This is a genomic window from Aeromicrobium sp. P2_G6, from assembly GCF_056403535.1.
Genome location: NZ_JBFUFH010000001.1, coordinates 759,027 through 776,524, shown reverse-complemented (window position 1 = coordinate 776,524; position 17,498 = coordinate 759,027). Strand labels below are relative to the sequence as shown.

Here is a 17,498-nt window from a genome sequence, read left to right as displayed (position 1 = left end):
CGTCACTAGGTCGGTGATCATCCGTGACGGGTGAATGCACCCGATGGCCGAGGTCGTAATTTCGGGTGTGAGTGATGGCTCGACCCGGTCACGGGAGGAGGCACGGTGAAGCGACACGCAGACGGGCACCTGACGGTAACCATGCGCGCCTTCATCGCTACCCCTGTCATCACCGTCGCGCTGGCTACGGCACTCACTGCATGTGGAGAGGACGAACCCGCCGTGTGCGGTTCCGTCAAGAGCCTCGACGCATCGGTCGAGAAGGTCAAGGCAATTGACTTCACCTCCTCGGACGCCCTCAGCGAATTGCGCAGCGGTCTCACAGCTGTCGGAGGTGACCTCAGGGACGTCAAGGACGATGCCAAGTCTGAGTTCACAGAGGAGATCGATGCGGTCGAAGCCAGTTATGCGAGCCTCCGCACAAGCCTGGAAGCAGCGAAGGCCGATCCGTCAGCAACCACACTGGGCGCCGCCAAGGAGGCCCTGTCCGCCTTCGGCGCCGCAGTACAGAGCCTCATCAAGGACATCCAGTCGACGTGCTGACCTGGCCATCGTGGTGCGACTTGCTCATCCCTCGCGGGTGAAGGAAGACAACGCTCGCTGGCCTATTGTCGGGCACGGTGGGCCTGGCCCAGCCGGTCCGGGAGGAGGCCCATGAGCCATCCACAGATGGGCACCCGCACCAGTGGCGTGCTCGCGGCCACCTGCATCTCGACGCTCGTCGTGAATGCCAACACCTCGGCCGTGAGCATCCTCCTTCCCGCCATCTCCGAGGACACAGGCACCTCGGTCACCACGCTCCAGTGGGCGGTCACCGGCTACTCGTTGGTCGGTGCCGCGACGATCGTCACGTCGGGCTCGTTGGGCGATGTCTTCGGCCGCAAGCGAATCTTCCAGCTCGGCCTGCTGTTGTTCACCCTGTCCTGCGTGCTGATCGCGCTTGCGGAGTCCGGCGGCATGGTGATCGTCGGCCGTCTCATCCAGGGCGCTGCGGGGGCGACCATCCTGGCGTGTGGCCTGAGCCTGCTGTCGGTCGCCAACAAGGGCAACGCTCAGCTCCGGGCGGTGTCCCTGTGGGGAGCCGCGGCGGCCGTTGGCGCTGCTGCGGGTCCCTTGTTGGGTGGCGTACTCGTCGACGCAACCGGGTGGCAGGGCCTGTTCTGGATCGACGCCGGTATAGCTGCGCTCTGCATGCTGTTGACCGCGGCGATGGTGAGCGAGTCGAGGGACCCGGACAGGCCGAAGTCGATCGACTACGCGGGCACGGTACTCATCGCGCTGACCCTGACACCCCTCATCCTCGGCGTCACGAAGAGCGGCGACTGGGGATGGATCTCAGCGGGAACGCTTGGGTGCTTCGCCCTCTCGGTCGCCGCCGGGTACGCGTTCATCGTCGTGGAGAGGCGAGTCGCCGTACCCCTGCTGGATCTCTCACTCCTTCGCAATCGTGTGCTGGTCGGGTCGACCGTCGCGATCCTGATCGGCGCCGGCACGATCAACGCCCTGATGTACCTGCTCAGCCTGTACTTCCAGGATCCGGCCACATTGGGCCTCAGTCCGCTCAAGGCCGGACTGGCCACCCTGCCGGCAACGGTCGGTCTGGTCGTCGTGGCCCCGCTGGTGCCGCGGATGGCGGCCAAGTTCGGTGGACGGCAGACGATCGGCGTCGGTTTCGCCCTCACCACCGCCGGCTTCGTCATCGTGGGTTTCGCCGAGTCATCCTGGAAGTACGCAGCGTTCCTGCTGCCGCTCATTGCCATCGCGGTCGGCATGGGCATGTCCAACGGCCCGGCATCCTCGGCCGCGACGGCAGCCGTGCCGGAGCACCAGGTGGGCGGAGCGTCCGGCGTGTCCAACATGGCCCGGTACGTGGGCGCGGCCGTGGCCACCGCCCTGGCCGCCACGGTCTACGGCTCGGTGATCGCAAACCAGACCGCCGACGGCGCTGCACAGGCAGGCGCCTTGGCCTCCGGCCTGGCCGCGGCCGCATGGTTGATGGCGGTCTTCAGCTTCCTGGGTGTCCTGATGGCCTTCGTGATGGGTCGTCACCGCGCGGCGAGGGGCACAGTGAACGATGCCGCCGCAGCGGCCGCCGCCATCTCGCACACGTTGCCCACCTCGGCGACCGCCACCCGAGGTGGCTCTGCGAGCGGCCGATCGGATGCCCCATGACTCCGAGTGCAGCGCCGGCCCCGACGCCGTTCACGAGCGAGGACTATGCAGCACGCATGCAGCGCGCAGTTGTCGACGCCGAGCGCGCCGGGTTGAGCGGACTCCTGATCACCCCCGGGCCTGACTTGGTCTGGTTGACCGGCTACCGGCCCACGGCGATCACCGAGCGGCTGACGGTGCTCATCCTCACCCCCGATCGGGAACCCACCCTCCTCGTGCCGAGCCTGGAGCGCCCGGACGCGGAGGGGGCCGTGGGGGCGAGCAGCGTGACGATCGTGGACTGGGGTGACGGCGAAGACCCGTTCTCGAGGGCTGGGGTGTTCATCCGCGACAACGCGACCATGGGGATTTCGGACTACGGCTGGGCGATGCATCTGCTCGGGCTGCAGGACGCGGTGCCGGGATCGTCCTACCGCTCGTTGACACAGAGCCTGCCGATGCTCCGGGCTGTCAAGGACGCCAACGAGCTCGCCCGGTTGGAGGCGGCGGGAGCCGCTGCGGATGCGACGTACGAGCAGATCCTGGGCGTGCGCTTCTCCGGCCGTATGGAGACCGACGTCGCCGCCGACTTGGCGCGTTTGCTTCGGGAGTTCGGGCATGAGCAGGTCGACTTCACGGTTGTCGGCTCCGGCCCGAACGGCGCCAACCCGCATCACGAGGCCGGTGACAGAGTCATGGAGGTCGGCGACGCGGTCGTGCTCGACTTCGGTGGCCTGATGCACGGCTACGGCTCCGACACCAGCCGCACGGTCTGCATTGGTGAGCCGTCCGACCAGATCCGCGAGGTGCACGAGATCGTGCGTCAGGCACAGCAAGCAGGCGTGGACGCGGTCCGGCCCGGCGTTGCCTGCCAGGAGATCGATCGGGCAGCCCGGAAAGTCATCACCGAGGCGGGGTACGGCGAGCAGTTCATCCACCGCACCGGCCACGGCATCGGAACCACGACGCACGAACCGCCGTACATGATCGAGGGCGAGGAACAGCCGCTCGTGCCTGGGATGTGCTTTTCCGTCGAGCCTGGCATCTACCTCGCCGGCGACTTCGGCGTCCGGATCGAGGACATCGTGACCGTCACGGAGGACGGCGGCCGCCGCCTGAACAACACCGATCGCCACCTGCGCCTCGTGCAGTGATGCCTGCCGAAATCATCCGCTCAGGGTGAGGCTGAAGGCGTCGGGGAGCGAAATCGTGGGATCCACCACCCTCGGCGGAAGAGGTACACGATGAGACCGCACATGAACTTCCGCAGCGCTGGGCTCGTCACAGCGAGGCGGCCATGAGCGCCATGGACATGCCCGCGAACGAATCGGTCCCGAAGGCGGCCGGCCGCACCCGGGCACCTGCGGCGGCCTACATCTCGTGGATCGCCCTGGCGATGATGACCACGAGCTCGGTGGCCAGCCTTCGAGCCGCGCCGACCATGGCGGTCTACGGCCTGGCGTGCGTCTTCTTGTACATCGTCCCTGCGATCGTGTTCCTGCTTCCGACGTCGCTCGTCTCTGCCGAGCTCGCCTCAGGGTGGGAGGGCGGCGTCTACAAGTGGGTGTCCGAGGGCATCTCCAAGCCGATGGGCTTCCTCGCGGTGTGGTGTCAGTTCGCGATGACGATCTTCTACTACCCGAGTCTGCTCGGGTTCGTGGCGAGCACGTTGGCGTATGTGTTCAATCCTGAGCTGGCCACGAGTGGGGTGTGGACCGCCTGCGTCATCATCGTCGTCTACTGGTCCGGAGTGTGGGTCTCCTCGCGTGGCACCAAGGGTGTCGCCGGCCTGGCCAGCGGCGGCCTGATCATCGGGACCCTGATCCCGGGTGTGGTCCTGGTCCTCCTCGGCATGGTCTTCCTGGGACAAGGCAACTCGTCTGCAGCACCGATGACCGCCGAGAACCTGCTCCCCGCGTGGGCCGGACTGGCCAGCCTCGTGCTCATCGTCAACAACTTCCTCTCCTACTCGGGCATGGAGATGAACGCGGTTCACGTGTCGTCGCTGAAGAACCCGGGCAAGGAATTCCCGAAGTCGATGTTCCTCGCCATGGGGCTGGTGCTTGCGATCTTCATCCTCCCGGCGCTGGCGATCAGCTGGATCGTTCCGGCCGAGGAGCTGTCGCTGACCGCCGGTGTGATGCAGGCTTTCGATGCGGTGTTCGCGAACTTCGGCTGGCAGTGGCTGACCCCGATCGTCGGCATCATGCTGGTCGCGGCCTCCCTGGGCGGCATGCTCACCTGGCTGGCCGGTCCCTCGAGAGGCCTACTGCTCATCTCCCGCCAGGAGGGCTACCTCCCGCCGTATCTGCAGCGTCTGAACAAGAACGGCGTCCAGCAGAACATCCTGGTCGTCCAGGGTCTGGTCACCACGGTGATCGGGCTCGCGTACGCGCTGATCCCTGATGTCTCCAGCGCCTACTGGGTGTTCTCGGTCATCACCACGCAGGTCTACCTGATCATGTATCTGCTGATGTTCGTTGCGGCGGTGCAGCTGCGTCGCAAGCACCCGGACCACCCGCGCGGCTATCGCGCTCCGATGCTGATTGGGATGTGCGGCGTCGGCTTCACGGCCTCACTTGCCGCCCTTCTCGTCGGGTTCATCCCCCCGTCGCAGTTCGCGGAGGGCAACTCCGGAATCTACTTCCTGATCGTCGCTGGCGGTGCGCTCGGACTCGGCCTGCTTGTTCCCTTCCTCTTCTACCGGTTCCGCAAGCCGTCGTGGAAGCAGCCCCTGCCGGAGGAGGTGACCCCGTCATGAGCGACATGATGGAGACCCAGACCAAGCGGGAACGATCGTGGATCTACTACACGTCGTTGGCCATCCTTGCGGTGCTGGTGGTCATAGCGCTGATCACCTTCCACGGTGCGAAGGAGACCCGACAGGCTGAGGACAAGGCCGACCAGCTGATCACGGCGCTCGAAGACGCAGGCGCGCGGACACCCGACAAGGACCAGGTGGTCCGCGTGCTCGGAGATGACGGTGGCGCAACCTGCGCCGACCCGAACGAGGCCCTTAGCCGCGCCACCTTGCACGCACTGCTCACGAACGGCGCCGCGGGTCCTGGGATGAGGCCCGTGATCGCGGACAGCCGCGTGGTCAAGGGTCAGCTGCTCATCATCAAGACCTACTGCCCCGACGAGCTGGACGACTTCAAGGCGCACGTCGATGACTTCAAGACGGACAACGTGGCAGGTGACTGAGGCGTGGACCTGAACACGCGGATCTCCGAGCTGATGCCGCGAGCACGCGAGGAGCTCGCTGAGCTGGTGGCGATCCCGTCGGTGGCCGACCCTCGGCAGTTCCCGCCGGAGGAGTGCGCCCGAGCAGCACAGTGGGTGCTCGACGCGTTCGCCGGCGTCGGCTTCGAGGACGCAAGGCTGGCTGAGACGCCGGACAGAAGCATGGCCGTGGTGGGCTCGCGGCCATGCTCGGATCCCGGTGCTCCGACTGTCCTGCTGTACGCGCACTACGACGTGCAACCTCCCCTCGTCGACGACGCGTGGCGCACCCCGCCGTTCGAGCTGACCGAGGTGGACGGTCGCTGGTTCGGGCGCGGCTCGGCGGACTGCAAGGGCAACATCGTGATGCACCTTGCGGCATTGCGTGCCCTGGGGGACGAGATCCCGGTCAACCTGAAGCTGGTCGTCGAGGGTTCGGAGGAACAGGGCACGGGTGGACTCGAGGCGTTCGTGCCCGCCAACGCCGACCTGTTGCGTGCGGACACGATTCTCGTTTGCGACACCGGCAACGCGGCGGTGGGCGAGCCGGCACTGACGGCCAGCCTGCGCGGGATGGTGAACGTGATCGTGCAGGTGACTGCGCTGCCGGGGGAGCTCCACTCGGGGATGTTCGGAGGTGCCGCACCGGACGCCTTGGCCGCTCTTGTTGCGATGCTCTCCTCGCTTCGCAATGAAGCTGGAGACACCACTATTGACGGCTTGGACAGCACAGAGGTGTGGACTGGGGCGCCGTACCCAACCGATGCCTTCCGCAGTGACATCGGAATAGCCGACGAGGAGACGCTTCTGGGCTCCGGCACCGTGTCCGACATGCTCTGGGCCAGGCCCGCGATCACCATCCTCGGGATCGACTGCCCGCCGGTGGTGGGTTCCGCCGCGGCCATCGTGCCGGAGGCGAGCGCTCGACTGAACCTGCGGATTCCCCCGGGCACCGAACCCCACGAGGCCGAACGAGCTCTGAGTGAGCACCTGCGGGCGGCTGCTCCGTGGGGCGTGTCCGTGGAGATCACGACCGAGGCGACCGGATCGCCCTTCCGGGCACGCACCGACGGTCCGGCGTACGAGGCGATGCGCACGGCGATGAGGGAGGCATACGGGCGGGACCTCGAGCTCCTCGGCCAAGGAGGGTCGATCCCCCTGTGCAACGTGTTCGCAGAGACCTACCCAGATGCGGAGCTGCTACTGATGGGGGTGGAGGAGCCGCTCGCCCTGATCCACGCCCCCAACGAGAGCGTGGATCCCACCGAGATCGAACGCATGGCCTGCGCCGAGGCGCTCTTCCTCAAGGCGTACGCCGAAGCCGTCGGGTGACGCGAGAGCTGGAGCCCTTACGTCTTGGGCTGCTCGTCCTCGTCATCGGTGGGATTCGTCGGTCATGGACCCAGAAACACAGAATCACGAGGAGCGCCGATCCCCTGCATCGGCGCTCCCCGCACGTGGCTGCACAACGGACGTCGATGATCGCTACACCAAGCAGAAGTAAGCGCTGCCGCTCTCGGGCAGCGCCGGTCTCACTCGACGTCGAAGGCCTCGGCTCGGTCTTCACGGGGGCTCTTGGCTGCCCCCAGCAGGGCGATCGAGAGGACCGCGATGCCGATCACCGCACCCATCGCGTTCAACGGCGACCAGCTGGACAGCTCGTCCGCGAGCGGGCCGTAGTTGACGAAGCCGGCAAGGGCCACTGTCGCCGTGCCCAGGATCGCGAGGATCGCGAGCCGGGCGATGATCGCCCAGGCGAGCCTCTCGATCTCGTGGATGGTGTCTCCGACGGCGGAGGTGATGGGATAGCGGATGGTGGCCATGGGGTGCTCCTGGGGACGAGGGTTGAGGAACACCTTGCGACCCGGCCCTTGAGAAAACGTTGCAGAAACTTTGAGAACGCGTTCCAGTTTCAGGCCGCCATCTGCTCCCAGCTCATTGCGGGCACGCCGATCTCATGCATCCGCAGGACGTACGCCCGATGGTGTCGCCGGGCCTCGCCGTGCCGCCCGACGGCCGTGAGGACCCGCATCAGCGCGGCATAGATGGGTTCGTCGAACGGGTCGTACGCCAGCAGGCGCGCGAGCCACGGGACCGCGCGCTCAGGGTCGGGCCCGGACTTCAGGGCGAAGGCGAGGACGCGGATGACCTCGTTGCCGAGGCTCTCGACCTCGTCGCGGATCTGCGCCGGCCAGTCCTCGGCGAGGTCCTCCTCGAGGAACTCGCCGGTGTGCATCGCGGCCGCGGCCTCGAGCATCTCGATGGCTTCCTCCTTGCCGGCCTGTGCTGCGGCGACGGACTCGTGTGCGGCGATGATGAAGTCGACGACGTCGACCGAGACGGTCTCCATGTTGAGGCGGACGCTGGCCCGGTCGGCGTGGACGAAGTGGTTCTGGCCGTGGGCCCGGTGCGGATCGAGGACGCGCCGGAGCTGCGACAGGGCGACGGAGAGCTTGCTGCCCGCGTCGGTGCAGCGAGGCCACAGGAGGTCGGAGAGGCCTTCGCGGTGTATGCCGCGCGGACCCCGTCCGGCCAGCACCTTGAGGACGTCTCGCGCCTTGCGGGACGGCCACTCCGAGCTGGTCACCGGGCGACCGTGCAGCGACAGCACGAATGTCCCGAGCACGTGGATGTGCACTGCGTGGGTCGAGGTGGACGGCCGGATCGCGTGCAGCGGGCCGGCGATGCCGTACGCATCCTCCTGCACGCCCAGTGACCGCAGGCCGGCGCGAGCCACCTGCTCGGTGAAGTGGCTGCCGAACAGGTGTGCCTGGACGATGCGGTTGACCTGCAACCGGATGGGGTTGCCGATCTCCTGCCAGATCGAGGCCGCCTCCTGGAGCTGTGCGGCGCGGTTGTTCGTCGTGGACAGGGCGGACAGCTCGAGCGCCTCGGCGAGCCAGGCCCTGGCGTGACGCTGGGATGCGTCGGCCAACGCGCGCGTAGCCGCGGCGGCGGCCGCCTGCACCTCCCCACGGTGGAGAGCGACCCAGCCGGCGGTCAGCGTGCCCGGCAGCGGACCGAGAGAGGAGTGCACTGACAGCAGTCGCTGGGCGACTTCGCCTGCCCCGTCGGGATCGGTCGCGACCTGGATCAAGGCCTGACCCATGAGGGCGGGCACGAGCGTGTGGGTGTCGGCTGTCACCGCCGCGACGGCGACGGCCTCGCGGTATGCCATGGTGGCCTGGGCGGTGTTGCCGCGTGCCCGCTGGATGTCGGCCAGGAGCTGCCATGCCGCGCCGACCATCGGTGAGTCGAGCCCGGACCAGATCGACCGGGCGGCCTCGACCTCGACCAGCGCTTCGTCGATGCGACCGAGGTGGAGCATGACGTCGCCGACGTTGTGCCGGATGTGGGCCATCGAGGGCAGGTGGCCCGCGGTGTCCGCCAGGCGCAGGGCCAGCTCGAACTCCGCCAGCGAATCGGTGTAGCGAGCCTGCTCGAACAGGGTCCAGCCGAGGTTGTTGCGGATGCGCGACTCCATGAGGGTGTCGCCGGCCGCACGTGCGTAGTCGAGGGCGCGGTGGTGTGCGTGCAGGTTCTCCCGGGGCTCGCCGTGGATCGAGGCGAGCAAGGCGCGACTCTCCCAGGCCCAGGTGAGGGCCGCGTCGTCCCCGCACTGCTCGGCCGCCGCGAACGACTCGAGCCCGAGCTCCTCACTGAGGTCCGCGTGGCCCGTGCCCCAGGCGGTCGAGGCCCAAGCGGCGCAGAACTGAGCGCGCTCCGCGTCGTCGAGCTCGGTGCGGTCCGCGTGCTCAAAGAAGTGCTCCGCGCGGTCGGTGTGGCCCAGGCGATAGAGCGCATATCCGGCCCGCCATGCCATCGCTGCCGGATAGTGGTCATCGGACCGGAGGGCCTCAGCGAGAGCCTCCCAGTCGTCGGCCGTGCTCCTCGCGATGGCGTCCGAACCGAGGTCCACCAGTGCGTGCAGGAGGGGGTCGACGTCGTGGTGGACGTCGAGGAGATCGCGGACCGAAGCCGACCTCATACGTGGCATGGGCACCTCCCGCCCAAACCCTCCTGCGGTTCAGGCTAGGGCAGTTCCGACGCCGTGTTCGGTGAACGGCCTGTTCCAAATTCCCTGTCTTTGCAACGAATCATTGGCATGCTGTCTCAGTCGGTCCGATCCACGTAGAGCCAGTGGCCGTCCTCGCGGACGAACGTACTGACCTCGTGCTGGCTGCCCTTGTCGCCGGCTGATCGGTGGTACGCCCGGAACTCCACGACGCCCTCGGTGTCGAACGGACCACCCCGATCGGTGCGGAGGATGTCGAGCCGGTACCAGCGGCGGTCCGGGTCGAGCTCGAGCGAGGTCGGCCGGGTGCTCGGGTGCCATGTCGCGACTAGGTAGGCGGTGTCGCCCACCGCGAACGCGCTGTAGCGCGACCGCATGAGCTGCTCCGCCGTCTGGGCTGACGCCGCCCCGGCGTGCAGCCGGCCGCAGCACGCCTCGTACGTCAGTCCGCTCAGGCAGGGACAACGGGTCATGACGCTATGGCTTGGGCTGCTCGTCCTCGTCGTCCGCCACCGTCTCGCCGCCACCGGCCGCCTTGCTGAGGTCGGCGCCGCTGGGGTTGGCGTCAGTCAGCGGAGCAGCGTCCTCGGAGACCGGATCGGCCGTGGACTCGGCCTCCTCGACGGGGATGATGCCGGCGGCCTCCTCCTGGCGCGCGTCGTCGTCGACCGGTGCGGTCTCGTCGGGCACGTGCGTGATGTCCTCCGCAGGCATGTCGTCGTGGCTCTTGGTCGCGGCGATCTCGGGATCGCTGTCGGACTTCTGCGGCACGAGCTCGGTCTCGGGATCGGTCGTGTCGCCCGGATCGTGGTTGACCGGACCCACATTGGCCCAGGCGGCGGCTTCCTTGTCGCTGGCCGCCCGGTCGTCGGTGACGTCTTCGGACGTCGAGCTTGTCGAAGCAGCCTCGGACGTTGAGCTTGTCGAAGCGTCGACCTCAGGCTCAGCGTCGACACCGGACGTCGCGCTTGTCGAGGCGTCGCTGACCGGGGCGGTCTCGTCGGAGCGTGCTTCGGGGGCATCGCCCGTACGGGAGCCCTCTTCGTCGACGTCGATGTTGCTCGCCGCTGCTGCGGCCTGGTCGATGTCGGTGACCTCGTCCGGACCGCCGGAGCCGGACGACGCGCCGGCAGGCGACGAGGTCGCAGCCTCAGCCTCCGCGACGACCGCGGCCTCAGCCTCGGCGACGACGGCAGCGGTCTCCTCGGCCGACGGGGCGCGCTTGACGCCGGCGAGCAGCATCTGCGCGACGTCGAGCACCTCGACCTCCTCGCGGGCGGCACCCTCGGACTGCTTGAGGGTCAGGCCGTCGGAGAGCATGACGCGGCAGAACGGGCAGCCGACGGCGATCTGGTCGGCGCCGGTCGCGATGGCCTCTTCGGTGCGGTTGACGTTGATGCGCGATCCGAGGGTCTCCTCCATCCACATACGGGCACCGCCGGCGCCGCAGCAGAAGGACTTCTCGGAGTTGCGCGGCATCTCGGTGAACTCGGCGCCGGGGATGACGCTGAGCAGCTCGCGCGGCGGCTCGTAGACCTGGTTGTGACGGCCCAGGAAGCACGGGTCGTGGTAGGTGATCTTCTTGGTCTCGGTCTCCGCGGTGGGTGCGACCGGGGTCAGCTTGCCCTCGCGCACGAGCCGGTTGAGCAGCTGCGTGTGGTGCACGACCTCGAGCTCGACACCGAACTCGGCATACTCGTTCTTGAGCGTGTTGAAGCAGTGGGCGCAGGTCGAGACGACCTTCTTGACCTTGGTCTCCTTGAAGACCTCGGCGTTCTGCATCGCGAGCTGCTGGAAGACGATCTCGTTGCCGGCACGACGAGCGGGGTCACCCGTGCAGGTCTCGCCGTCACCCAGCACCGCGAAGGTCACGCCGGCCATGTCGAGCAGCTCGGCGACGGCCTGCGTCGTCTTCTTGGCGCGGTCCTCGAACGCGCCTGCGCAGCCGACCCAGAACAGCCACTCGACCTCGTCGAGGTCTTCGACGTCGACGCCGACCTGCTTGACCTCGAAGTCGAGCTTCTTGGCCCAGTCCATGCGGCCCTTGGGGTCCATGCCCCACGGGTTCCCCTTGCGCTCGAGGCCCTTGAAGATGTTGTTGAGCTCGGCCGGGAAGTTGGACTCGACGAGCACCTGGAAGCGGCGCATGTCGTCGATGTGGTCGACGTGCTCGATGTCGACGGGGCACTGCTGCACACAGGCGCCGCAGTTGGTGCAGGACCACAGGACGTCAGGATCGATGACGCCGTATGCCTCGGCGTTGCCGATCAGCGGGCGCTCGAGCTCGGTCTTCTGCTCGTCGGTCAGCGACGCCTCGTCCTGGTCGAGCAGCGGCAGCTTGGCGTACGCGTGATCGCGCAGGCCCATCACCAGCAGCTTGGGCGACAGCGGCTTCTCGGTGTTCCACGCAGGGCACTGGCTCTGGCAACGTCCGCACTCGGTGCACGTCGTGAAGTCGAGGATGCCCTTCCAGGTGAAGTCCTCGACCTTGCCGACGCCGAGCTTGGCGAAGTCCTCCTCCTCGAGGTCGTCCATGTCCTCGAGGTCGAGCGCCTTGCCCTTGATGTAGATCGGCTCGAGGCCACCCAGCGCGGTCGAGCCGTCGGACTCGCGCTTGAACCAGATGTTGAACCACGCGGTGAAGCGGTGCCACGCGACACCCATCGTGATGTTGCGGGCGATCGTGATGAGCCACGTCATCGAGACGACGATCTTGATCATCGCGATCGTGTAGACGAGGGTCTCCATCGTGTCGACCGAGAGGCCGTCCCACAGGTCGCCGAGGAAGAACGTCATCGGGTAGTGGAACGTCAGGTCGTCAGCGCCGTGCGCCTTCTCCATCGCGTACTCGAGCGTGCGGAGCGTGAAGCCACAGAGGACGACGGTGAAGATGATCGCCTCGACGAAGTACGCCTGCCAGAACGTCGAGCCGAAGAAGCGGGACTTGCGGCCGAGGCTGCGCGGGTGGTTCTTCTGGCGTACGGCGATGAGGAAGACGATGCCGATCAGCGTCAGCCAGGACAGGAGCTCGGCGGGCCATTCGTAGATGACCCAGTGCCCGATGATCGGGAGCGCCTGGTGCGCGTCGAAGATCTGGAAGTAGGCGCCGAGGACCATCGAGCTCAGGAAGATGAACCCGGCGAACACGAACCAATGCATGATGCCGATCCACGTCCACTGGAGCATGCGGGTGTGGCCCAGCGTCTCCTTGAACATGTTGGCCCAGCGGGCGCCCTTGTTGTCGGTGCGCCCGATGGCCGGCTGCCCCTTGCGGATCACGGCAGTCATGTCCTTGACGGCCTTCACCGCCAGTGCCACTGCAACGGCAGTGATGGCAAGCGACACGACTATGGCAACGACACGCATGGGAGCCCTTTCCCCTGAACTGCAAAGTGACCGTGACAGTACGGGTGACACTAGTCCGACAGCAACCATGATGCTCAGTTAGGCCAGCCAAAGACAGAGGCATGCGGCATACGTCACACAATGGCGTCCGGATGCTCTCCCCGGACCGGCACCAAGGGGATCGCCAGCAGCGGGAACACCGCGACGAGGGCGAACGCGAAGCCGTACCCCCGTCCGGAGACCAGTGCGCCGACGACCGGTGGCACCAGGGCGGAGGCGATGTACTGCCCGGTGTTCTGCATCCCCATGGCACGCCCCGACCAGTACGGTCCGCCGATCTCGGCGACCGCGGTGAACGCCAGCCCGTTGTCTGCCACGGTCACGGCCGTGGCGATGACCATGAGCGCGATCGCTAGCGGGGTGCCGGAGAGCAGGCCAAGCGACAGCATCGTCGCGGTGGCGGCGATCGCGACCGTACGCATGGGGCCGAGCCGGCTGCCGACGCGGTCGGACCACCAGCCCGCGCCGATCCGGCCGGCCGCGCCGAGCAGCTGCGTCGATGCGACCAGAACGCTGGCGGCGAGCGTTGACCAGCCCTTGTCGTCGATGAGCCAGACCAGCATGTAGGTCCACACCGTGAACTGCGGGACCACGAGCAGCGCTGAGGCGAGGTGGATGCGCCACAGCCTGGAGTCGCGGGTGTACGGGTTGTCGAGGTGCCCCAGGTCTGCGGCCTCGCTGCGGCTCGGCCGCGGCGGGTCGACGATCAGCACGGCGCAGAGCACCGTCGCGGCGGCCGTGATGGCGGTGATGACGAGCAGGGTCGCGGACAGCCCGTGAGCCTTGACCAGGTTGGGCACGAGCAGTGCGGCGAGCCCGACGCCGAGCGGCAGCCCGGTCTGCCGGATGCCCATCGCGGTGCCACGCCGGTGGGCCGGGAACCAGCCGACGACGACCCGGCCGCTCGCCGAGTTCGTGCTGCCGGCGCCGATGCCGCCGACCAGGAACCACAGGCCGAGGCCGAGCAACGAGTCGCTTTGGCTCGCGCCCAGCGCACCGATCGTGACGATGACCAGCCCGGCGGTCATCGACGCTCGCTCGCCGATACGGTCGACGACCACGCCCCACGCGACGAGGGTGAACATCGTCCCGGTCAGCGGTGCCGCGGCGATCGTGCCGGCCTCGACGAGGCTGAGCCCCCGCTTGAGGTGCAGGTAGGGGATGAGGAACGGCGCGCCGTTGACGTAGATCGTCCCGGCGATCTGGCCGAGCATCGAGACGGCGAGCATGAGCCAGCGGTTGGGCGCTCGCAGATCGGTCATGTCCACATCCTGATACGAATTGTCTCAGGATGCAGACTACTCCTGTCGCCGTCGAGCCGGGCAAGGGCGTGCCGTCGCAGCATTCCGGACCAGTTGTCGCGTTTCCCTGTCTTCTCGGCTGATTTCGGGGTTGACTGTGGCGGCGCCCCCGACTCCCGCGGCGCACACTCCCCGAGGAAGCGGAACCCGCATGCTCAAGCCAGTCAGACATCTTCGTACCTTGCTGTTCGGGGCGGTCATCGCCCTGATGGTCGGGCTTCTCGGGCCGGTGTCACCGGCTACGGCAGCTGGGCCGATCACCGGCCTCAACCCCGTGATCACCGGCCCCGCGGTGGTGGGCGAGACCCTCACGGCAGCCCAGGTCGGCGCGACCAGTCCGCAGAACAACGTCACGTTCACGTGGCAGTGGCAGACGACCGGCACGACGCCGACCGACATCGTGGGTGCCACGACGTCGACGCTGCTCCTCACCCCAGAGCTGGCGGGTCAGCAGGTGCAGGTCGTCATGACGGCACATTCCAACGGCAAGGACGACAGCTCGGCGACGTCCACGGCAACCGCGACGATTCTTCACGCGTTCACCGCCCCTCCGACTGTCGACATCAACACCGTCGCCGCGGTGGTGGGCGAAAACATCGAGGCAGTGGTGCCCACGGAATCAACCCCGGTCGCCGACTCCTACACGTGGGCTTGGTTCGCCGACGGCAGCCCGATCAGTGGCGCCACGGCCGCGAGCTACACGCCGACAGCCTCTGACGTGGGCAAGCAGCTCGTCGCCAAGGCGACAGCGGTCAAGGTCAACTACGCTCCCATCACCGGCGAGTCGGCGACCACACTCGCGGTGGTCAAGGCCGACTTCACCGGAACTCTGGTCGCGACGATCAGCGGCACGCCCGCGATCGGTTCGCAGCTGACGGCCAACACGTCGGGTGTCACGCCGACCCCCGACACGTTCACGTATCAGTGGAAGGCCGACAACGTCGACATCGGGAGCGCGACGAGCTCGACGTTCACGCCGAACCTGTCCCACGCCGGCAAGGCGATCACTGTGACGGTCACGGCCAGCAAGGCCGGCTACAACGACCTCGCTCCGGCCACGTCGGCAGCGACCGCGGCGGTCGGCAATGGCACGTTCAGCACGCCGCCCACCGCTTTCCTCAGCACGCTCACGCCCAAGGTCGGCGACGTCGTGACGGCCCACGCGGACGGGGAGGCGCCCATTGCTGAGTCGTACCAGTACCAGTGGTACCGCATCAGCACGCTGGGTGTGAGGACGGCGATCCCGGGCGGGTTCAGCCAGAGCTACACGGTCGTCTACAACGACCTGACCAAGCGCCTTCAGGTGGAGGTCTATGCGGTCAAGGCCGGCTACACGACGCAGTCCGACTTGTCGGTGCCGACGAACCGGGTCAACTACATCGCGTTGAACAAGACGACGGTCAAGCGTGCGCAGACTCTCGGTGTGACCGCCAAGCGGCTGCGTGCGGGTCAGACCTACCGGATCTTCATCGACGGCAAGTCGGTCTACAGCGGGACGGCATCGAGCGAGGGCAACGCCATTCGCACGATCGGCGTCCCGTCCACGACTCCGGTCGGCACCAAGCGGGTGTGGGTCAGCGGCTACAACAAGGCCGGCACGCGTGACTTCCAGGTCATCACCACGGTGATCGTGCAGTAGCAACTCAACGACGAGCAACAGGGCGGCCTCCGACATGGGCCGCCCTGTTGCGTTCGTCGGAGGACTAGTCACAACGAGTCATATTTCCCGGAATGACAAACCAGATGTCGCATTCGGGGCCATGCAGGCGATTTCCAGAGTTGACTGTCGGCGGCGTCACCTTCTTCCCCGGCGCCTCACACACGAAACTCCCTCGAGGAAGCGGAACCCGCATGTTCAAGACATCTCGGCACCTTCGAACGTTGCTCTTCGGGGCGGTCATCGCCCTCATGGTCGGTCTTCTCGGACCCATCAACTCGGCAGTCGCCGCCACGGTGAGCTTCACCGCTTCGATCAGCGGCACGCCAGCCGTGGGTGAGACCCTGACCGCCGACACCTCAGGGGGTGGCGGTGTCACGTACGCCTACAAGTGGCAGACGACCGATCCGGCCACGGACATCCCCAGCGCGACCAGCAAGACGTTTGTGCCGACCTCCGACCTCGTCGGGAAGAACATTCAGGTCGTGGTCACCGGTACCGCGAACAACAAAGATCCGCTCACTGTGACCACCACTCCGGTCGGGCCGGTCCTGAATGGGTTCGGGGGCAGCCCCGTCGTCACGATCAGCGACACGACTCCTCAGGTTGGCCAGGCGGTCACCGCTTCGCTCGCCGGTGAGGACCCCGCCGCAACCGGGAAGACGTACGAGTGGTTCCTCGGCGCCAACGCGATCGCCGGCGCCACCACTGACACCTACACCCCCGTGGCGACGGACGTCGGCAAGACGCTGACCGCGAAGGTGACAGCGACGAAGGACGGCTACCTCACCAAGACGTTCAGCTCCGCCGCGACGACCGCGGTCGCCAAGGGCGACTTCAACCCGGTTCCGACCGTCACGATCACGGGCACGCCCAAGGTCGATGAGGTGCTGACTGCACATGCCTCCGGTGAGAACCCGACCGGCAGTGGTTACACGTACCAGTGGTACGCGGACAACGTGACGCTCGGGGGCGGCGCGAAGAACGTGACGTACACCCCTGGGGCCAGCCAAGTAGGCAAGAAGATCTCTGTGACTGCCACTGTGACGAAGACCGGCTACAACGATGGCGTCGGCACCTCGGCTCAGACCGCTGCGGTCGTCCTGGCCACATTCAGCGCGCCTCCGACGGGGACCTTCGACATCACCAACCCGAAGGTCGGCCAACTGGTGACCGTCACCCCCGCGGGTGGCACCCCGACGCCCGGCGCCTATGCGTTCGACTGGTACCGGACCGACATCTTGGGTGTCCGCAGGCTCATCCCGGGTGTCACCACCGCCAGCTACACGCCGACGTTGACCGACCTGAACAAGAAGCTGTCGGTCGAGATCACCGCGACCAAGCCGGGCTACGTGTCGCTGTCGGCCTTCACGGCGGCGACGGCGCGGGTCAACTACATCGCGTTGAACAAGACGTCTGTGGCTCGCGGCTCGACCCTCACGGTCACCGGCAGGCAGCTGCGGGCCAGCCAGTCGTACAAGATCTTCATCGAGGGCAGGGCGGTCTACGCCGGAACGGCCACGAGCGGCGGCACGGCATCTCGCACGGTGACGGTCCCGAAGACGACCCTTGTCGGCCCCACGCAGCGGGTGTGGGTCAGCGGCTACAACAAGTCCGGGGTGCGTGACTTCCAGGTCCTCACCACGGTCGAAGTGCTGTAGCGACACAGCGTTCATCAGAAGGGCGGCCTCCCCACGGGAGGTCGCCCTTCTGCTTCGTCAGGGTCACTCCTTTTGAGACCAGGCAC

At 67.2% G+C, this 17,498-nt stretch carries 13 protein-coding genes; 8 read left to right on the top strand and 5 right to left on the bottom strand.

From position 1 onward, the window contains the following. Nucleotides 1-105: 105 nt before the first annotated feature. From AC1DVU_RS03745 to AC1DVU_RS03720, 6 genes are all read left to right on the top strand, one after another. Nucleotides 106-543 carry a hypothetical protein gene (locus tag AC1DVU_RS03745; protein ID WP_476921081.1) on the top strand — a complete coding sequence of 146 codons (438 nt, stop codon included), beginning with the start codon at nt 106-108 and terminating at the stop codon, nt 541-543. Between the two features lie 111 nt (nt 544-654). Further along, nucleotides 655-2,172 (top strand): MFS transporter, encoded by a 1,518-nt coding sequence (locus AC1DVU_RS03740; protein WP_476921080.1) that lies wholly within the window; start codon nt 655-657, stop codon nt 2,170-2,172. Next, nucleotides 2,169-3,305: a M24 family metallopeptidase gene (locus AC1DVU_RS03735; protein ID WP_476921079.1), complete on the top strand. Its 1,137-nt coding sequence runs from the start codon at nt 2,169-2,171 to the stop codon at nt 3,303-3,305. The genes AC1DVU_RS03740 and AC1DVU_RS03735 overlap by 4 nt, the downstream gene beginning before the upstream one ends. Before the next feature lie 143 nt (nt 3,306-3,448). After that, complete coding sequence (gene gadC, locus AC1DVU_RS03730; protein ID WP_476921078.1) at nt 3,449-4,912, top strand: glutamate/gamma-aminobutyrate antiporter GadC; 1,464 nt, start codon at nt 3,449-3,451, stop codon at nt 4,910-4,912. Then, entirely contained in the window at nt 4,909-5,355 is a 447-nt protein-coding gene (locus AC1DVU_RS03725) for a hypothetical protein (RefSeq protein ID WP_476921077.1), read from the top strand. Before gadC ends, AC1DVU_RS03725 begins: the two co-directional genes overlap by 4 nt. Before the next feature lie 3 nt (nt 5,356-5,358). Next, nucleotides 5,359-6,705, top strand: a complete 1,347-nt coding sequence (locus AC1DVU_RS03720; RefSeq protein ID WP_476921076.1) for a M20/M25/M40 family metallo-hydrolase — start codon at nt 5,359-5,361, stop codon at nt 6,703-6,705. A gap of 200 nt (nt 6,706-6,905) precedes the next feature. On the opposite strand, the gene AC1DVU_RS03715 is transcribed toward AC1DVU_RS03720, so the two are convergent. The 5 genes from AC1DVU_RS03715 to AC1DVU_RS03695 form a co-directional block, all read right to left on the bottom strand. Next, nucleotides 6,906-7,196: a hypothetical protein gene (locus AC1DVU_RS03715; RefSeq protein WP_476921075.1), complete on the bottom strand. Its 291-nt coding sequence runs from the start codon at nt 7,194-7,196 to the stop codon at nt 6,906-6,908. 89 nt (nt 7,197-7,285) lie between these two features. Further along, nucleotides 7,286-9,370: a BTAD domain-containing putative transcriptional regulator gene (locus AC1DVU_RS03710; protein ID WP_476921074.1), complete on the bottom strand. Its 2,085-nt coding sequence runs from the start codon at nt 9,368-9,370 to the stop codon at nt 7,286-7,288. A gap of 116 nt (nt 9,371-9,486) precedes the next feature. Next, nucleotides 9,487-9,861, bottom strand: coding sequence for a YchJ family protein (locus AC1DVU_RS03705; protein WP_476921073.1), 375 nt, complete (start codon nt 9,859-9,861; stop codon nt 9,487-9,489). Between the two features lie 4 nt (nt 9,862-9,865). Next, nucleotides 9,866-12,754, bottom strand: coding sequence for a (Fe-S)-binding protein (locus tag AC1DVU_RS03700; RefSeq protein WP_476921072.1), 2,889 nt, complete (start codon nt 12,752-12,754; stop codon nt 9,866-9,868). Between the two features lie 113 nt (nt 12,755-12,867). Further along, nucleotides 12,868-14,055 carry an MFS transporter gene (locus AC1DVU_RS03695; protein ID WP_476921071.1) on the bottom strand — a complete coding sequence of 396 codons (1,188 nt, stop codon included), beginning with the start codon at nt 14,053-14,055 and terminating at the stop codon, nt 12,868-12,870. A gap of 190 nt (nt 14,056-14,245) precedes the next feature. Between AC1DVU_RS03695 and AC1DVU_RS03690 the strand changes: the two genes are divergently transcribed. Further along, nucleotides 14,246-15,733 (top strand): hypothetical protein, encoded by a 1,488-nt coding sequence (locus AC1DVU_RS03690; RefSeq protein WP_476921070.1) that lies wholly within the window; start codon nt 14,246-14,248, stop codon nt 15,731-15,733. Between the two features lie 212 nt (nt 15,734-15,945). Beyond that, complete coding sequence (locus AC1DVU_RS03685) at nt 15,946-17,412, top strand: hypothetical protein (RefSeq protein WP_476921069.1); 1,467 nt, start codon at nt 15,946-15,948, stop codon at nt 17,410-17,412. Nucleotides 17,413-17,498: the final 86 nt, after the last annotated feature.

Bases quoted from the DNA above. Each gene is read 5' to 3' on its own strand.
- AC1DVU_RS03725 (WP_476921077.1), top strand. From the start codon at position 4,909: ATGAGCGACATGATGGAGACCCAGACCAAGCGGGAACGATCGTGGATC.
- AC1DVU_RS03710 (WP_476921074.1), bottom strand. From the start codon at position 9,370: ATGCCACGTATGAGGTCGGCTTCGGTCCGCGATCTCCTCGACGTCCAC.
- AC1DVU_RS03715 (WP_476921075.1), bottom strand. From the start codon at position 7,196: ATGGCCACCATCCGCTATCCCATCACCTCCGCCGTCGGAGACACCATC.
- AC1DVU_RS03700 (WP_476921072.1), bottom strand. From the start codon at position 12,754: ATGCGTGTCGTTGCCATAGTCGTGTCGCTTGCCATCACTGCCGTTGCA.
- gadC (WP_476921078.1), top strand. From the start codon at position 3,449: ATGAGCGCCATGGACATGCCCGCGAACGAATCGGTCCCGAAGGCGGCC.
- AC1DVU_RS03690 (WP_476921070.1), top strand. From the start codon at position 14,246: ATGCTCAAGCCAGTCAGACATCTTCGTACCTTGCTGTTCGGGGCGGTC.
- AC1DVU_RS03695 (WP_476921071.1), bottom strand. From the start codon at position 14,055: ATGACCGATCTGCGAGCGCCCAACCGCTGGCTCATGCTCGCCGTCTCG.
- AC1DVU_RS03740 (WP_476921080.1), top strand. From the start codon at position 655: ATGAGCCATCCACAGATGGGCACCCGCACCAGTGGCGTGCTCGCGGCC.
- AC1DVU_RS03735 (WP_476921079.1), top strand. From the start codon at position 2,169: ATGACTCCGAGTGCAGCGCCGGCCCCGACGCCGTTCACGAGCGAGGAC.
- AC1DVU_RS03705 (WP_476921073.1), bottom strand. From the start codon at position 9,861: ATGACCCGTTGTCCCTGCCTGAGCGGACTGACGTACGAGGCGTGCTGC.
- AC1DVU_RS03685 (WP_476921069.1), top strand. From the start codon at position 15,946: ATGTTCAAGACATCTCGGCACCTTCGAACGTTGCTCTTCGGGGCGGTC.